General features: G+C 53.4%; 17 protein-coding genes. 14 read left to right on the top strand and 3 right to left on the bottom strand.

The window, feature by feature from the left end; all coding sequences use genetic code 11:
• Positions 1-149: 149 nt before the first annotated feature.
• Both ACREYP_RS21340 and ACREYP_RS21335 read left to right on the top strand, forming a co-directional pair.
• On the top strand, positions 150-728 hold the full coding sequence (locus ACREYP_RS21340; RefSeq protein WP_336819550.1) for a peptidoglycan-binding domain-containing protein: 579 nt from the start codon (positions 150-152) through the stop codon (positions 726-728).
• 1 nt (position 729) lies between these two features.
• Positions 730-1,011, top strand: coding sequence for a hypothetical protein (locus ACREYP_RS21335; RefSeq protein ID WP_250153703.1), 282 nt, complete (start codon positions 730-732; stop codon positions 1,009-1,011).
• A 68-nt stretch (positions 1,012-1,079) separates the two neighbouring features.
• Here the strand turns inward: ACREYP_RS21335 and ACREYP_RS21330 are convergent, their stop codons facing one another.
• Positions 1,080-1,907 (bottom strand): dienelactone hydrolase family protein, encoded by an 828-nt coding sequence (locus ACREYP_RS21330; protein WP_336819552.1) that lies wholly within the window; start codon positions 1,905-1,907, stop codon positions 1,080-1,082.
• Positions 1,908-2,161: 254 nt separating this feature from the next.
• Here ACREYP_RS21330 and udp point away from each other — a divergent pair, with 254 nt between their 5' ends.
• The 10 genes from udp (at position 2,162) to hemB (ending at position 11,156) form a co-directional block, all read left to right on the top strand.
• Complete coding sequence (udp, locus tag ACREYP_RS21325) at positions 2,162-2,923, top strand: uridine phosphorylase (RefSeq protein ID WP_008455474.1); 762 nt, start codon at positions 2,162-2,164, stop codon at positions 2,921-2,923.
• Positions 2,924-3,064: 141 nt separating this feature from the next.
• Positions 3,065-4,498 carry a DNA recombination protein RmuC gene (rmuC, locus tag ACREYP_RS21320; protein WP_166879489.1) on the top strand — a complete coding sequence of 478 codons (1,434 nt, stop codon included), beginning with the start codon at positions 3,065-3,067 and terminating at the stop codon, positions 4,496-4,498.
• 91 nt (positions 4,499-4,589) lie between these two features.
• Positions 4,590-5,360 (top strand): bifunctional demethylmenaquinone methyltransferase/2-methoxy-6-polyprenyl-1,4-benzoquinol methylase UbiE, encoded by a 771-nt coding sequence (gene ubiE / locus ACREYP_RS21315; RefSeq protein WP_008455469.1) that lies wholly within the window; start codon positions 4,590-4,592, stop codon positions 5,358-5,360.
• Between the two features lie 12 nt (positions 5,361-5,372).
• Positions 5,373-5,978: a ubiquinone biosynthesis protein UbiJ gene (gene ubiJ, locus ACREYP_RS21310; protein ID WP_336819553.1), complete on the top strand. Its 606-nt coding sequence runs from the start codon at positions 5,373-5,375 to the stop codon at positions 5,976-5,978.
• Positions 5,975-7,615 carry a ubiquinone biosynthesis regulatory protein kinase UbiB gene (ubiB, locus tag ACREYP_RS21305; protein WP_008455465.1) on the top strand — a complete coding sequence of 547 codons (1,641 nt, stop codon included), beginning with the start codon at positions 5,975-5,977 and terminating at the stop codon, positions 7,613-7,615. Before ubiJ ends, ubiB begins: the two co-directional genes overlap by 4 nt.
• A 77-nt stretch (positions 7,616-7,692) precedes the next feature.
• Complete coding sequence (tatA, locus tag ACREYP_RS21300; protein WP_008455463.1) at positions 7,693-7,947, top strand: twin-arginine translocase TatA/TatE family subunit; 255 nt, start codon at positions 7,693-7,695, stop codon at positions 7,945-7,947.
• A 3-nt stretch (positions 7,948-7,950) separates the two neighbouring features.
• Positions 7,951-8,508 carry a Sec-independent protein translocase protein TatB gene (gene tatB, locus ACREYP_RS21295; RefSeq protein WP_336819554.1) on the top strand — a complete coding sequence of 186 codons (558 nt, stop codon included), beginning with the start codon at positions 7,951-7,953 and terminating at the stop codon, positions 8,506-8,508.
• A gap of 2 nt (positions 8,509-8,510) precedes the next feature.
• Positions 8,511-9,293, top strand: coding sequence for a Sec-independent protein translocase subunit TatC (tatC, locus tag ACREYP_RS21290; protein WP_008455457.1), 783 nt, complete (start codon positions 8,511-8,513; stop codon positions 9,291-9,293).
• Positions 9,294-9,336: 43 nt separating this feature from the next.
• The gene (tatD, locus tag ACREYP_RS21285; protein WP_336709206.1) at positions 9,337-10,137 is read left to right on the top strand and encodes a 3'-5' ssDNA/RNA exonuclease TatD; all 801 of its coding nucleotides are present in this window, start codon (positions 9,337-9,339) and stop codon (positions 10,135-10,137) included.
• Positions 10,134-11,156, top strand: a complete 1,023-nt coding sequence (gene hemB, locus ACREYP_RS21280) for a porphobilinogen synthase (protein WP_336819555.1) — start codon at positions 10,134-10,136, stop codon at positions 11,154-11,156. The genes tatD and hemB overlap by 4 nt, the downstream gene beginning before the upstream one ends.
• Positions 11,157-11,202: 46 nt before the next feature.
• On the opposite strand, the gene rfaH is transcribed toward hemB, so the two are convergent.
• Positions 11,203-11,691: a transcription/translation regulatory transformer protein RfaH gene (gene rfaH, locus ACREYP_RS21275; RefSeq protein WP_008455452.1), complete on the bottom strand. Its 489-nt coding sequence runs from the start codon at positions 11,689-11,691 to the stop codon at positions 11,203-11,205.
• A 180-nt stretch (positions 11,692-11,871) separates the two neighbouring features.
• Here rfaH and ubiD point away from each other — a divergent pair, with 180 nt between their 5' ends.
• Positions 11,872-13,365, top strand: coding sequence for a 4-hydroxy-3-polyprenylbenzoate decarboxylase (ubiD, locus tag ACREYP_RS21270; RefSeq protein WP_085938888.1), 1,494 nt, complete (start codon positions 11,872-11,874; stop codon positions 13,363-13,365).
• Between the two features lie 47 nt (positions 13,366-13,412).
• Entirely contained in the window at positions 13,413-14,114 is a 702-nt protein-coding gene (gene fre / locus ACREYP_RS21265; protein ID WP_008455448.1) for an NAD(P)H-flavin reductase, read from the top strand.
• Positions 14,115-14,233: 119 nt separating this feature from the next.
• On the opposite strand, the gene fadA is transcribed toward fre, so the two are convergent.
• Complete coding sequence (gene fadA / locus ACREYP_RS21260; RefSeq protein WP_008455446.1) at positions 14,234-15,397, bottom strand: acetyl-CoA C-acyltransferase FadA; 1,164 nt, start codon at positions 15,395-15,397, stop codon at positions 14,234-14,236.
• Positions 15,398-15,406: the final 9 nt, after the last annotated feature.

Below are 15,406 nucleotides of genomic sequence, written 5' to 3'. Positions count from 1 at the left end.
CTGTTCGCTAATGCATGCTAATGCCAGGAATAATGCCCTTACTCTTTTCTGAAAGTCGTATTTATCCAACATTCACCTTGTCATGCTGAATTTTTTCTTGAGAAGCTTACTGCGCAGTTTGTCTTTTTTTGTGAAATAAAAGGATACTTATGAAGCAGCTAAGCGGTGAAAGCTGGGTTAGTCGATTCCAGGGAAGTAGTGACACGCAAACCCTGAGTCCAATATTCCGGGCAAATGTAAATAATTTTCTAAAAAGCCTTGAAGATGCTGGCGTCAGGGTAACTATTTCGGCGACGTTACGTCCGCCGGAAAGGGCATATTTAATGCACTGGTCCTGGAAGCTGGCACGAGGCATGGTTGAACCTGCCAATATTCCTGAAAAATCGGGTGTGGAAATTGAATGGGTGCATAATGGTGCGAACGGAAAGGCTGACAGAAATAAAAGCATTAATGCGGCAAAAGCGATGGTCCGGGCTTATGGCATGTCCAATCTCAACGTTGCTCCGGCGTTAAGGAGCCGACATACGGAAGGCAATGCTATTGATATGACGCTGTCGTGGATGGGTAACCTGGAAATTAAAGATAATAAAGGTGAGACTGTTATTATCAAAACAATGCCCCGTGATGGCATGAATACTCAATTACATGAAGTAGGGAAAAGCTTTGATGTGATAAAGTATCACGGCGGTGCTAACGATAAACCTCATTGGTCAACGGATGGTCGATAAAATGAATAAAAGCCTAATTTTCTGTGCGCTATTCTTTTTGGTTTCCTGCGCTCAGGCTGCGGATAAATATCCAAAAGACGTTACTGAGTTTCTAATAAATGCAGATGACTGCCAGCATTTATCTGGTGAATGGGATTCTAGCTTGCCAAAAGAGCAGCAAAAGGATATTGAAAAACAGGTTAATGTTATCTGTGGTAAAGCAAAATCGCAGCAGGGTGCTTTGAGAACTCGCTACCATAATGAAAAAAGTATTCTAGATGTGATTAACGAATACGATTTTTAGATGTCAGGATATAACGGGCCGTGACGGACGGCCCGTTATGTTATGCAGTCCGGGGTAACCGACCGGCTTTACTTCCTTACTCCGTACCGTTTAAACCACGCCAGCATCCTTTCCCAGCCATCTTTGGCCGACGCTTCATGGTAGCTCGGGCGGTAGTCAGCGTTAAAAGCGTGTCCGGCTTCCGGGTAGACAATAATTTCCGCCCTGGCATTGGCCGCTCTTAGTGCCTGGCGCATGGTCTCAACGCTTTCCTGAGAAATCCCGGTATCCTGACCACCATAAAGGCCTAGCACTGGCGCATTAAGATTGACGGCGATATCTACCGGGTGGTGATGAGAGTTCAACGTTTTCTCACCCGTCAGCTTGCCGTACCAGGCGACGGCCGCTTTCAGCTGTGGATTGTGCGCCGCATAAAGCCAGGCAATTCGCCCGCCCCAGCAAAAACCGGTGACCATCAGGCGATGCGCATCGCCGCCGTTGCGTGAAGCCCAACTGGCCACATGATCAAGGTCGCCCAGCACCTGGTTATCCGGCACTTTTGAGACCAGGCTGCTTAACAACGTGGGGATATCGGCAAAATCTCCCGGTTCTCCCTGGCGAAAATAAAGCTCCGGGGCGATGGCCAGATAGCCTTCAAGCGCCAGTCGACGGCAGAGATCGCGGATATGTTCGTGTACGCCAAAAATCTCCTGAATGACAATCACAACCGGCAGCGGGCCATCGGCATTTTTGGGCCTGGCGTGGTAAGCCGGCATATTGTCGCCCTGGCTTGGAATTGACGTTTCCCCAGAAAGAATAGTGTCGTCCGGCGTTAGCAAAGCGGTGGGGGCGATGGGGGATGCCGCCGGTGCGAAACCTTCGCCCGGTGTGTTATGTGTTGTTTGCTTTTGTTTCATGGTTTTCTCCGAACCAGCATTAGCGCAGTGTGATAACTATAGCCAGGATTAGTAGCAAATCTGGCGGGCAAAAAACGCCGTCAAAGTTCAAAAAATAGCCCGATTGACGCTTAATTGTGATGCTGATCGCATATGAATATACAAATAATGTAATTTGTTTCATCCAAAGTGAGCGTCATCACGAAATTATGCTCAGGGGTTCTGTAAAGTGTCGCTTTGCTTCTCCTGAAACCTACTCAACAGAGGAGTCTGTTATGTCCAAGTCTGATGTTTTCCATCTCGGCCTCACTAAAAATGACCTGCAAGGGGCTACGCTTGCCATCGTCCCTGGCGATCCTGAGCGTGTGGAAAAAATCGCCGCGCTGATGGACAAGCCGGTTAAGCTGGCTTCCCACCGTGAATTCACTTCCTGGCGTGCTGAACTCGACGGCAAGCCGGTTATCATCTGTTCTACCGGTATCGGCGGCCCATCTACCTCTATTGCCGTTGAAGAACTGGCACAGCTTGGCATTCGCACTTTCCTGCGCGTCGGGACTACCGGGGCGATTCAGCCGAACATCAACGTCGGCGATGTGCTCGTGACCACCGCATCTGTTCGCCTGGATGGTGCCAGCCTGCACTTCGCGCCAATGGAATACCCGGCTGTGGCAGACTTCGCATGTACTACCGCGCTGGTTGAAGCGGCAAAAGCCGTGGGCGCAACGACGCACATCGGCGTGACGGCATCCTCCGACACCTTCTACCCTGGTCAGGAGCGTTACGACACGCTCTCCGGCCGCGTAGTTAGCCGCTTCAAAGGCTCAATGAAAGAGTGGCAGGAAATGGGCGTGATGAACTATGAAATGGAATCCGCCACGCTGCTGACCATGTGCTCCAGCCAGGGTCTGCGTGCGGGTATGGTTGCCGGGGTCATCGTGAACCGTACTCAGCAAGAGATCCCTAACGCGGAAACCATGAAGAAAACGGAAAGTCACGCGGTGAAAATCGTGGTCGAGGCGGCGCGTCGCCTGCTGTAGTTTTGCTTTTCCGATCATAAGGCCGGCGCTCGCCGGCTTTTTTTATGCTTTGCGCGCTCCCTTCCGGAAAATCCCTTTTCATCTGGACATTTATACAGCAGAATTTTATTTTGCCGATGTTGGTATCGTTTTGGGGGAAGCATGGATATTTCACTGTTGTTTGGGCTGGGCATCGGGTTGGTGGGCTTGCTGACCGGCTGGCTTGTCGCCAGTCTGCGTGCGGCGCAGCGGTTGGCGGCTTTGCATGAAGAACAGCGTGAAATCTACGGTGAGCTTACAGCCGCGCGGCAGGAGCTTCAGCAAAACCAGCACTGGCGAGATGAGTGCGACCAGCTTAACCGTGAGGTCCGTGCTCAAATGGAAATTAACAGCGGGCAGGAAGCAGATATTCGTGAGCTGACCACGTTGCTCGAGCAAACCCGGCTCAATGCTGAAGACAAGCATCGCCAAATGCTTAACAGCGAGCAGCGCCTGAACGAGCAGTTTGAGAATCTTGCCCACCGTATTTTTGAGCAAAGCGGGCGTAAGGTTGAAGAGCAGAACCGCCAAAGCCTTAACGTGTTGCTTTCCCCACTTCGAGAACAGCTCGATGGCTTCCGACGCCAGGTCCAGGAGAGTTTTGGCCAGGAAGCACGCGAACGGCATACGTTGACGCACGAAATCCGTAACCTTCAGCAGCTCAATGCACAAATGGCGCAAGAGGCGCTCAATCTCACCAAAGCACTGAAGGGCGACAACAAAACCCAGGGTAACTGGGGGGAAGTGGTGTTAACTAGGGTATTGGAAGCTTCTGGCCTGCGTGAAGGGCATGAATACCAGACTCAGGTGAACATCCAGCTTGAAAACAACAGTCGTATGCAGCCGGATGTTATCGTCCGCCTGCCTCAGGGCAAAGACGTTGTTATTGATGCAAAAATGACGCTGGTGGCCTATGAGCGTTACTTCAATGGTGAAGATGAACTCACGCGTGAAAGTGCGCTGAATGAGCACATCGCCGCTATCCGCAGCCATATTCGCCTGCTGGGGCGCAAAGATTACCAACAGCTACCGGGGCTACGTTCGCTGGACTATGTGTTGATGTTTATTCCCGTTGAGCCCGCTTTCCTGCTGGCTATCGACAGGCAGCCTGAACTGATTAGCGAAGCGCTGAAAAATAACATTATGCTGGTGAGCCCGACGACGCTGCTGGTGGCGCTGCGCACTATTGCCAATCTGTGGCGCTATGAACATCAAAGCCGTAATGCCCAGCAAATCGCCGACAGGGCGGGGCGCCTGTACGATAAAATGCGCCTGTTCGTGGATGATATGTCTGCGATTGGGCAAAGTCTCGATAAGGCGCAGGATAACTACCGGCAGGCGATGAAAAAACTTTCATCCGGCCGTGGGAATATCCTGGTTCAGGCAGATGCGTTTCGCGGACTTGGCGTAGAAGTCAAACGTGAGATGAATCCAGATCTGGTCGAGCGCGCTCGTCAGGAAGATGAGGATGATTCGGCTCGACTGGGCCATGCGGGCGAAGAACCTGAGGCTGAATTCGATACTTTGTCTTCATCGCGCACGGGTGAAGAGCGTTAAACTGAGGCTGAGTAGCACGGTTGAATCATAGGGCTTTCACGCCCATTCTGTTACACTTCCCGAACATTTTCTTTATTAAGCAGGCATTGAGATGGTTGATGAATCCCAGGAGTCCGGATCCCAGGAAACAACGCACTTTGGCTTCCGTACCGTAGCTAAAGAGCAAAAGGTCGATATGGTGGCGAACGTGTTCCACTCTGTTGCGGCGAAATACGACGTAATGAACGACCTGATGTCTTTTGGTATCCACAGGTTGTGGAAACGCTACACGATAGACTGCAGTGGCGTACGTCGTGGCCAGCGCGTGCTGGATCTTGCGGGCGGTACGGGCGATCTGACGGCGAAATTTTCTCGCCTGGTTGGTGAGACCGGTGAAGTCGTATTGGCCGATATTAACGATTCGATGCTGAAAATGGGGCGTGAAAAGCTACGCAATATCGGCATTGTGGGGAACGTCAGATACGTGCAGGCTAACGCCGAAGCGCTGCCATTCCCGGACAACACCTTTGACTGCATCACCATCTCCTTTGGCCTGCGTAACGTCACGGATAAAGACGCTGCATTGCGCTCTATGTTCCGCGTTCTCAAACCCGGTGGCCGCCTGCTGGTGCTTGAGTTCTCCAAACCAGCTTTCGAGCCGCTGAACAAAGCCTACGACGCGTATTCGTTCCACATTCTGCCGCGCATCGGTGAAATGGTCGCTCAGGACGGCGAAAGCTATCGCTACCTGGCAGAATCCATTCGCATGCACCCGGATCAGGAAACGCTGAAAGGCATGATGGAAGAAGCCGGGTTTGAAAACACCACCTATTACAATATGACCGGTGGGATTGTCGCCCTGCACCGTGGCTATAAATTCTAACAGGGAGCCGCGATGCCATTTATGTCGCTGATGACTGCCGGAATCGAAGGTGTGCTGAACACTTTCCTCTGGCGCGATCGTAGCCTGAAATCCGCGCGCCAACGCCTGCAGGGCAAGACGTTGCGCGTTAGCCTGAAAGAATTTTCAGCGCCGCTGGTGCTGGTGTTCAGTGAACAACAGCTGGACGTACTGAGCCAGTGGGAAAGTGAGGCGGATTGTAGCGTCACAACCCATATCGGCGTGCTGTCGAAACTGCGCGATCGCCAGCAACTTACCGCTCTGATTCGCAGCGGTGAACTTGACGTGGCAGGTGACATTCAGGTTGTACAAAATCTGGCATCGCTGATGGATCTCGCGGAGTTTGATCCTGCGGAACTGCTGGCTCCGTATATAGGCGATATTGCCTCTGAAGGTATCAGTAAGTTTGTGCGTCATGGCGGAAAGCTGCTGAAAAAAGGATTGATCCGCAATCAGCAGTATCTGGGAGAAGCGCTCACCGAAGAGTGGCGCGTTGCGCCTGGCTCACTTGAAGTGGCCTGGTTTGCAGAGGAAACCGAAGCGCTGGCACGCTCGGCGGACGCACTCAGCAAACGGCTGGATAAGCTGGAGGGCAAATGACGCCAGGAGAAATTCGCCGCCTTTATTTCATTGTCCGTACCTTTCTGAGCTATGGCCTTGATGAACTGATTCCCAAAATGCGCATTACGCTGCCGTTACGTTTGTGGCGGCGTTGCCTGTTCTGGATGCCGAATCGTCACCGTGATAAGCCTTTGGGAGAACGTCTACGCCTTGCGCTGCAGGAGCTCGGTCCCGTTTGGATCAAGTTTGGTCAGATGCTTTCTACCCGTCGCGATCTGTTCCCACCGATCATTGCTGACCAACTGGCTATGTTGCAGGACAGAGTTGCGCCTTTTGACGGTGCGTTGGCGAAGAAACAGATTGAACTGGCGATGGGCGGCATTCCCGTTGAAAGTTGGTTCGACGATTTTGACATCAAGCCTCTGGCCTCTGCCTCCATTGCTCAGGTGCATACCGCACGCCTGAAAGAGAGCGGCAAAGAGGTCGTGATTAAGGTCATTCGGCCTGATATCCTGCCGGTGATCAAAGCCGATATGAAGCTTATCTATCGTCTCGCCCGTTGGGTGCCGCGTTTGCTGCCGGATGGCCGTCGTCTCCGCCCGCTGGAAGTGGTGCGTGAATACGAAAAAACGCTGATCGATGAGTTAAACCTGCTGCGTGAAGCGGCGAACGCCATCCAACTGCGGCGTAACTTCGAAAATAGCCCGATGCTGTATGTGCCGGAGGTTTATTCGGACTACTGCACCGAGAACATGATGGTGATGGAGCGGATTTACGGGGTTCCGGTCTCTGACACCGTTGCGCTCGAAGCTCAGGGCACCAACATGAAGCTGCTTGCCGAACGTGGCGTGCAGGTCTTCTTTACGCAGGTCTTCCGCGACAGCTTCTTCCATGCGGACATGCATCCGGGCAACATTTTCGTGAGCTACGACCACCCGGAAGATCCGCAATACATTGGTATCGACTGCGGTATCGTGGGCTCGCTGAACAAAGACGATAAGCGCTATCTGGCAGAGAACTTTATTGCCTTCTTCAACCGGGATTATCGCAAGGTAGCCGAGCTGCATGTGGACTCTGGCTGGGTGCCGGCAGATACGAATGTCGAAGAGTTCGAGTTTGCGATTCGCACCGTGTGTGAACCTATTTTTGAGAAGCCGCTGGCGGAGATCTCCTTTGGCCATGTGCTGCTGAACCTGTTCAATACCGCGCGTCGTTTCAACATGGAAGTTCAGCCGCAGTTAGTTTTACTGCAGAAGACCCTTTTATACGTCGAAGGCGTCGGTAGGCAGCTTTATCCGCAGCTGGATCTGTGGAAAACGGCGAAACCTTTCCTGGAAAGCTGGATCAAAGATCAGGTTGGTATTCCTGCTCTGGTACGTGCTTTCAAAGAAAAAGCGCCTTTTTGGGTGGAAAAAATGCCGGAATTGCCGGAACTGGTGTACAACAGTTTGCGCCAGGGCAAGCAATTACAGCTTAGCGTTGATAAAATTCAGCGCGACCTGCAACTTCATCACGTGCGGCAGGGACAGTCGCGTTACCTGTTCGGCATCGGTGCCACGCTTATATTGAGCGGGACGCTGCTGCTGATCAACAAACCTGAGTGGGACTTTATGCCTGCCTGGTTGATGGCGGGGGGAATCGTTGTCTGGCTGATTGGCTGGCGGCGCTCTGCCTGAACTTTAATCGGAATTAACGGGTGATTGCCGTATAATAGCGGTTCTCATTGCCTTAACATCTTTATTCAGGAGTAGGTATGGGCATCAGTTGGCCACAATTGCTAATCATTGTTGTTATCGTTGTTTTATTGTTTGGCACCAAGAAGCTGGGCTCTTTAGGTTCAGATCTTGGCGCGTCTATTAAGGGCTTTAAGAAAGCCATGAGCGACGACGACGGCAAAGAGAAAGAAAATGGTGAGAAGGATGCTGATTTCACAGCGAAATCCCTCTCTGAAAAACCGAGCGACGTGAAAAAAGACGAAGCGAAAAGCAACGATAAAGAGCAGGTATAAACCGTGTTCGACATTGGTTTTGGCGAACTGCTGCTGGTGTTTGTGATTGGCCTGATTGTTCTGGGTCCGCAGCGCTTGCCGGTGGCGGTAAAAACAGTTGTTGGCTGGGTGCGCGCGCTGCGTTCTCTGGCTACCACGGTGCAGAACGAACTCGCTCAGGAACTGAAGCTGCAGGAACTGCAGGACAGCCTGAAAAAGGTCGAGAAAGCCAGTATGGATAATTTGACGCCTGAACTGAAGGCGTCAATGGACGAACTGCGCCAGGCCGCTGAGTCGATGAAGCGTTCCTATACCCAGCACGATCCTGAAAAGAACAGCGACGAAGCGAATACCATCCATAACCCGTTGGTTAAGGATGAACAGCTAAGTCATGACGGTGCCACGCCAGCCAATGCGGCACATCAGGCGGCTGCGCCTGATGCCGTACCTTCAGAGACGGTGACACCGGCACCCTTGGCGGTCGAAAACGTCGTCGAATCTGCTGTCGAGCCTCAGTTGAAGCCTTTGCCCGAGGCTGCACCCGTTGTCACCCCAACGCAACTTCCAGGTGAAAAATCGTAACTATGGCTGTTGAAGATACCCAACCGCTCATTAGCCATCTGATCGAGCTGCGTAAGCGCCTGCTGAACAGCATGATCGCCGTGCTGGTGATTTTCCTGGCGCTGGTCTATTTCGCCAATGACATCTATCAGGTGGTTTCCGCCCCGCTGATAAAACATATGCCGTTGGGCTCAACGATGATTGCGACCGATGTCGCGTCACCGTTCTTTACCCCGATAAAATTAACCATTTACGTTTCGGTGTTCCTGGCCGCGCCGGTCATTCTGTACCAGATCTGGGCTTTTGTTGCCCCTGCATTGTACAAGCATGAGCGTAAGCTGGTGATGCCGCTGCTGTTCTCCAGCACGCTGCTTTTTTATATCGGCATTGCCTTTGCGTATTTTGTGGTCTTCCCGCTTGCCTTTGGTTTCCTGACAAAAACTGCGCCAATAGGGGTGGTCGTCTCGACGGACATCACGAAATATCTCGACTTTGTGATGTCGCTGTTCATGGCCTTTGGCGTAGCGTTTGAGGTGCCCGTCGCCATTATCCTGCTGTGCTGGATGGGGGTGACAACACCGGAATCATTGAAACAGAAGCGCCCTTATATTCTGGTTGGGGCTTTTGTTGTCGGCATGCTGTTAACGCCGCCGGATGTTTTCTCGCAAACCCTTCTGGCGGTGCCAATGTACTGCCTGTTTGAGGTTGGTGTCTTCTTCTCCCGCTTCTACGTCGGAAAAGGGCGTAATGGCGATGAAGATGATGAGCCTGAATCTGAAGAGACGCGCTCGGAAAAAGAGCAGTAATGAAATAACCGCCCTCAGGGGCGGTTGTCGTTTGGAGGGAGAGATGTTTGATATTGGCGTGAATTTAACCAGTTCTCAATTCGCAAAAGATCACGAGGATGTGGTCGCTCGCGCATGGCAGGCTGGCCTGAGTGGCATGATGTTGACCGGTACCAACCTCCATGAAAGTGAACAAGCGTTACGCCTGGCGCAGCAGCATGAAAACTGCTGGTCCACCGCCGGAGTGCATCCCCATGATGCCAGCCAGTGGAATGACGAAACTGCGGGTGCCATCCGCCGTTTAGCGGCGGCCCCGCAGGTCGTCGCTATCGGCGAATGCGGTCTGGATTTTAACCGTAACTTTTCTACTCCTGCAGAGCAGGAACGCGCTTTCACCGCGCAGTTGGCGCTGGCCGCGGAGCTGATGATGCCGGTATTTTTACACTGCCGGGATGCACATGAACGTTTTCTTGCGCTACTTGACCCCTGGTTGGATCAACTGCCCGGCGTGGTGCTGCACTGCTTTACCGGAACTGAAGAGGAAGCCCGCGATTGCCTGCTTCGCGGACTGTTTATCGGCATTACCGGCTGGGTTTGCGACGAGCGCCGCGGCCTGGCATTAAGAGAGTTACTTCCGGTTATCCCCGCTCAGCAACTGCTGCTGGAAACCGATGCGCCCTATTTGTTGCCCCGGGATCTACAACCAAAACCTGCATCCCGCCGCAACGAACCCTGTTATCTGCCCCATATCCTGAATAAGGTCGCCGAATGGCGCGGTGAAGACCCGGCCTGGCTTGCGCAGGTAACAGATGACAATGCTCGTCGGTTATTCCGACTGGGTTTTAATCAGGAGAAAGTTAAATGAGCTATGCATTTCCCGGTACGTTTCCCGGGCGTCGTATGCGCCGCGTACGTCGTCATGACTTCAGCCGTCGTCTTGTGGCTGAAAACCAGCTGACGGTAAACGACCTTATTTACCCTGTGTTTGTCATGGAAGGCCACAACCAGCAGCAGGAAGTGCCGTCTATGCCGGGGGTTTATCGTATGACTATCGATCAACTGCTGAAAGAAGCAGAGGTGGTCGCGAAGCTGGGCGTCCCTGTGCTCTCTTTGTTCCCGGTCATTGAAAGCGACGGGAAATCGCTGCATGCGGAAGAAGCCTATAACCCAAATGGCCTGGTACAGCGCGCTGTGCGTGCGCTGAAAGATGCTGTGCCTGAGCTTGGGTTGCTGACTGACGTTGCCCTGGACCCTTACACCACTCACGGGCAGGACGGTGTCATTGACGCTGATGGCTATGTGATCAACGACGTCACTCGCGAGATTCTGGTTCGTCAGGCCCTTTCCCATGCTGAAGCCGGGGCCGAAATTGTCGCGCCTAGCGATATGATGGATGGACGTATTGGCGCTATCCGGGACCGGTTAGAAGCTGATGGCTTCGTGAATACCCAGATCATGTCCTATGCCGCAAAATATGCTTCCTGCTACTACGGCCCGTTCCGGGATGCCATTGGCTCTTCCGGTAACCTGAAGGGCGGCAATAAGAAGACTTACCAGATGGATCCGGCTAACAGCGACGAAGCTTTGCAGGAAGTGGCGCAAGATCTGCAGGAAGGGGCCGACATGGTGATGGTGAAACCTGGGATGCCTTATCTCGACGTTGTGCGCCGCGTGAAAGACACCTTTGGGGTGCCAACATTTGCCTACCAGGTATCCGGTGAATATGCCATGCATATGGCTGCGATTCAGAACGGCTGGCTGGCCGAAAAACCGGCCATTATGGAATCTTTGATGTGCTTTAAGCGTGCTGGCGCGGATGGCGTGCTGACGTATTTCTCAAAACGTGTTGCCCAATGGCTTCACGATGAGCAGATGCAGCGCTAGTTGCGATTCAGGAAGAAAGAGGCCAGCATTTGCTGGCCTCTTTGCATTAAACCTTGCGGAAGTCGGTATTCCTGATGCTTTGCTGCACCTGCTTATTCAGTAAATTCAGCAGCAACATTGAGCGAGCTTCACCGTCTGGTTCAGCGAAGATGGCTTCTAATCCCTTGAAGGCCCCTTCGGTAATCACCACGCTATCGCCGGGATACGGCGTTTCTGGGTCGAGGATATTCTCTATTTGATAGTGCATCAGTTCATGAATCACTGTTTCCGGAACCGTTGCCGGCTGCGCGCCGAAGCGAACAAAATGGCTGACGCCACGGGTGGAATTCACCGTGGTGGTATGGATGGATTCTGGATCGAACTCGACAAACAGGTAATTAGGGAACAGAGGCTCGCTGACCGCAGCTCTTTTACCACGCACCATTTTTTCCAGCGTGATCATTGGTGTAAGACAATTAACTTCCTGGCGCTCAAGATGCTCTTTGGCGCGCAGTAATTGACCACGTTTACAGTAAAGAAGATACCAGGATTGCATAATTTCTCTTTTCGCCCGCTTCAGCGCGTCAGAATAACAAAACGTCCTTCGCAGAGATACACAGCTTCAGTATAACCTGTCCGGGGGCGGCCGGCAGGCGGCCAGTTTCACGCTAATTTAACAAAAATACAGCATGGTGGCGGTGAAGTCCGTATAATGACGGCCAAATCCGACGTCACGATAAATTGCATGAAATACCACGACCTACGCGAATTTCTTGCGCTGCTTGAGCAGCAGGGCGAACTCAAACGTATCGCATTGCCTGTCGATCCGAATCTGGAAATGACCGAAATTGCCGACCGCACGCTGCGAGCCGGTGGCCCGGCTTTGCTGTTTGAAAACCCGAAAGGCTACACCATGCCGGTGCTATGTAACCTGTTTGGAACGCCGAAACGCGTAGCAATGGGCATGGGGCAGGAGGACGTTACTGCCCTGCGTGAAGTCGGGAAACTGCTGGCTTTCCTTAAAGAACCGGAGCCGCCAAAAGGCTTCCGCGACCTGTTTGATAAGCTGCCGCAGTTCAAACAAGTTCTGAATATGCCGACTAAACGTCTGCGTAATGCACCTTGCCAGGAGCAGGTTTGGGAAGGGGATGAGGTCGATCTTAATCGCATTCCGATCATGCGCTGCTGGCCGGAAGACGTCGCCCCGCTGATTACCTGGGGGTTAACGGTCACCCGTGGTCCGCATAAAGAGCGCCAGAATCTGGGGATTTACCGCCAGCAGCTGATCGGCAAAAACAAGCTGATTATGCGCTGGTTGTCTCATCGCGGCGGTGCGCTGGACTTCCAGGAATGGTGTGAGGCTCACCCGGGTGAGCGCTTCCCTGTCTCCGTCGCGCTTGGCGCAGATCCCGCAACCATTCTTGGGGCGGTGACGCCGGTGCCGGATACGCTTTCCGAATATGCTTTTGCCGGGCTGCTGCGCGGGACCAAAACCGAGGTCGTGAAATGTATCTCCAACGATCTTGAAGTTCCTGCAGGTGCAGAAATTGTGCTGGAAGGTTACATTGAGCCTGGTGAAATGGCACCGGAAGGCCCGTATGGCGACCATACGGGGTACTACAACGAAGTGGATAGCTTCCCGGTATTCACCGTAACCCACGTCACCCAGCGGCAGGATGCGATTTACCATTCCACCTACACTGGCCGCCCGCCGGATGAGCCTGCGGTGCTGGGTGTGGCGCTTAATGAAGTGCTGGTACCCATCCTGCAAAAGCAATTTCCGGAGATTATTGATTTCTATCTCCCGCCGGAAGGGTGTTCATACCGACTCGCGGTAGTGACGATTAAAAAACAGTATGCCGGACATGCCAAGCGAGTCATGATGGGGGTTTGGTCGTTCCTGCGTCAGTTCATGTACACCAAGTTTGTTATTGTGTGTGATGACGACGTCAATGCACGCGACTGGAACGATGTCATCTGGGCGATCACTACGCGTATGGATCCGTCCCGTGATACGGTGCTGGTGGATAACACGCCGATAGACTATCTGGATTTTGCCTCCCCGGTTTCCGGGCTAGGCTCTAAAATGGGACTGGACGCCACCAATAAATGGCCGGGCGAAACCCAGCGTGAATGGGGGCGCCCAATCAAGAAAGATGTTGAGGTATGCGCGCGTATTGATGCAATCTGGGATGAACTGGCTATTTTTGATAACGACAAAGGCGCCTGAGTGGCGACCTTTACGGTTTAGCATTATTGACCCGACAGAGGGGACGCATGACAACCTTAAGCTGTAAAGTGACCTCGGTAGAAGCGATAACCGACACGGTATATCGCGTTCGATTGCTGCCGGAAGGCGATTTCTCATTCCAGGCCGGGCAGTATTTGATGGTGGTGATGGATGAGCGGGATAAGCGCCCGTTCTCTATGGCTTCCACGCCGAGCGAGCGTGAGTTCATTGAATTACATATTGGTGCCTCTGAGCTCAACCTCTATGCCATGGCGGTAATGGACCGTATTCTGAAAGGGCAAGAAATTGTGGTTGATATGCCACACGGTGATGCGTGGCTGCGCGAAGATGAAGACCGTCCTCTTATCCTGATTGCCGGCGGCACGGGGTTCTCTTACGTTCGTTCTATTCTGCTGACGGCGCTGGCGCGTAACCCAGAGCGTGAAATTGCAATCTATTGGGGCGGCCGCGAAGAGAAGCATCTTTACGACCTGGCCGAGCTGGAAGGGCTGACCCTGCAGCATCCTAATCTGCGTGTTGAAGCCGTGGTTGAGCAGCCGGAAGAAGGCTGGCGTGGCCGGAGCGGGACTGTACTCACCGCCGTTATGCAGGATCACGCTTCACTGAGCGGGCACGATATCTATATCGCAGGTCGTTTCGAAATGGCGAAAATTGCCCGTGAACTGTTCTGCAACGAGCGCGGGGCGCTGGTTGAACATATGTTCGGCGACGCTTTCTCCTTTATTTAAGGCCGTTCGTCGTCAGAATAAGCCACCGCATCGTCGGTGGTTTTTTTTATCTTTCAGATATAAAAAACCCGCCCCTGACAGGCGGGAAACACGGCAACTAAACTCAGTTTCGTTTTTTATTAAACGCGTTCAAATACGGTCGCGATGCCCTGACCCAGGCCAATACACATGGTAGCCAGGCCAAACTGCGCGTCGCGACGCTCCATCAGGTTGATAAGCGTGGTGCTGATACGGGAGCCGGAGCAGCCCAACGGGTGGCCCAGCGCGATCGCGCCACCGTTCAGGTTGATCTTTTCGTCGATCTTATCCATCAGCCCCAGATCTTTAATGCACGGCAGGATCTGGGCGGCAAACGCTTCGTTCATCTCAAACAGGTCGATATCCTGAGCGGTCAGGCCCGCTTTTTTCAGCGCTAGTCGGGATGCAGGCACCGGGCCGTAACCCATAATGGACGGGTCGCAGCCGACGACGGCCATCGAGCGAACGCGTGCGCGAATTTTCAGGCCCAGCTCTTTGGCGCGAGTTTCGCTCATCAGCAGCATCGCGGATGCCCCATCGGACAGCGCCGAAGATGTGCCTGCGGTGACGGTGCCATTGACCGGATCAAAAGCAGGTTTCAGCGCCGCCAGCCCTTCAACCGTGGTTTCCGGGCGAATCACTTCATCGTAGTCGTAACGCTTCAGAACGCCGTCGGCATCGTGACCGCTGGTCGGCATAATTTCCGCTTTGAAGTGCCCGGCTTCTGTGGCAGCCCAGGCGCGCTGATGGGAACGCGCGGCAAACTGATCCTGCATTTCACGGCTGATGCCGTGTAAGCGGGAAAGCATTTCAGCCGTCAGGCCCATCATGCCCGCAGCTTTTGCCACGTTGCGGCTGAGGCCAGGGTGGAAATCAATCCCGTGGGTCATCGGTACGTGGCCCATGTGTTCCACGCCGCCGATCAGGCAAGCATGCGCGTCGCCGGTTTGAATCATGCGTGCTGCATCGTGCAGCGCCTGCATGGAGGAACCGCACAGGCGGTTCACCGTGGTGGCTGGCACTGAATGAGGAATTTCCGCCAGAAGCGATGCATTGCGGGCAATATTGAAACCCTGCTCAAGCGTCTGCTGGACGCAGCCCCAGTAGATATCGTCCAGTGCTGCGGCTTCGAGTGCCGGGTTACGGGACAGGATACTGCGCATCAGATGCGCCGACAGATCCTCAGCGCGAACGTTGCGGAACGCGCCGCCTTTCGAGCGGCCCATCGGCGTACGGATGGCATCAACAATAACAACCTTTTCCATGTTCACTCC

Source organism: Enterobacter sp. TMH.L2 (assembly GCF_050847315.1).
In the GTDB taxonomy this organism is placed as follows: domain Bacteria; phylum Pseudomonadota; class Gammaproteobacteria; order Enterobacterales; family Enterobacteriaceae; genus Cedecea.
The sequence above is the reverse complement of the archived record's forward strand: the minus strand, read 5'-3'. Positions and strand labels throughout refer to the sequence as shown.

Bases quoted from the DNA above. Each gene is read 5' to 3' on its own strand.
- ACREYP_RS21340 (WP_336819550.1), top strand. From the start codon at position 150: ATGAAGCAGCTAAGCGGTGAAAGCTGGGTTAGTCGATTCCAGGGAAGT.
- ACREYP_RS21335 (WP_250153703.1), top strand. From the start codon at position 730: ATGAATAAAAGCCTAATTTTCTGTGCGCTATTCTTTTTGGTTTCCTGC.
- ACREYP_RS21330 (WP_336819552.1), bottom strand. From the start codon at position 1,907: ATGAAACAAAAGCAAACAACACATAACACACCGGGCGAAGGTTTCGCA.
- udp (WP_008455474.1), top strand. From the start codon at position 2,162: ATGTCCAAGTCTGATGTTTTCCATCTCGGCCTCACTAAAAATGACCTG.
- rmuC (WP_166879489.1), top strand. From the start codon at position 3,065: ATGGATATTTCACTGTTGTTTGGGCTGGGCATCGGGTTGGTGGGCTTG.
- ubiE (WP_008455469.1), top strand. From the start codon at position 4,590: ATGGTTGATGAATCCCAGGAGTCCGGATCCCAGGAAACAACGCACTTT.
- ubiJ (WP_336819553.1), top strand. From the start codon at position 5,373: ATGCCATTTATGTCGCTGATGACTGCCGGAATCGAAGGTGTGCTGAAC.
- ubiB (WP_008455465.1), top strand. From the start codon at position 5,975: ATGACGCCAGGAGAAATTCGCCGCCTTTATTTCATTGTCCGTACCTTT.
- tatA (WP_008455463.1), top strand. From the start codon at position 7,693: ATGGGCATCAGTTGGCCACAATTGCTAATCATTGTTGTTATCGTTGTT.
- tatC (WP_008455457.1), top strand. From the start codon at position 8,511: ATGGCTGTTGAAGATACCCAACCGCTCATTAGCCATCTGATCGAGCTG.
- tatD (WP_336709206.1), top strand. From the start codon at position 9,337: ATGTTTGATATTGGCGTGAATTTAACCAGTTCTCAATTCGCAAAAGAT.
- hemB (WP_336819555.1), top strand. From the start codon at position 10,134: ATGAGCTATGCATTTCCCGGTACGTTTCCCGGGCGTCGTATGCGCCGC.
- rfaH (WP_008455452.1), bottom strand. From the start codon at position 11,691: ATGCAATCCTGGTATCTTCTTTACTGTAAACGTGGTCAATTACTGCGC.
- fre (WP_008455448.1), top strand. From the start codon at position 13,413: ATGACAACCTTAAGCTGTAAAGTGACCTCGGTAGAAGCGATAACCGAC.
- fadA (WP_008455446.1), bottom strand. From the start codon at position 15,397: ATGGAAAAGGTTGTTATTGTTGATGCCATCCGTACGCCGATGGGCCGC.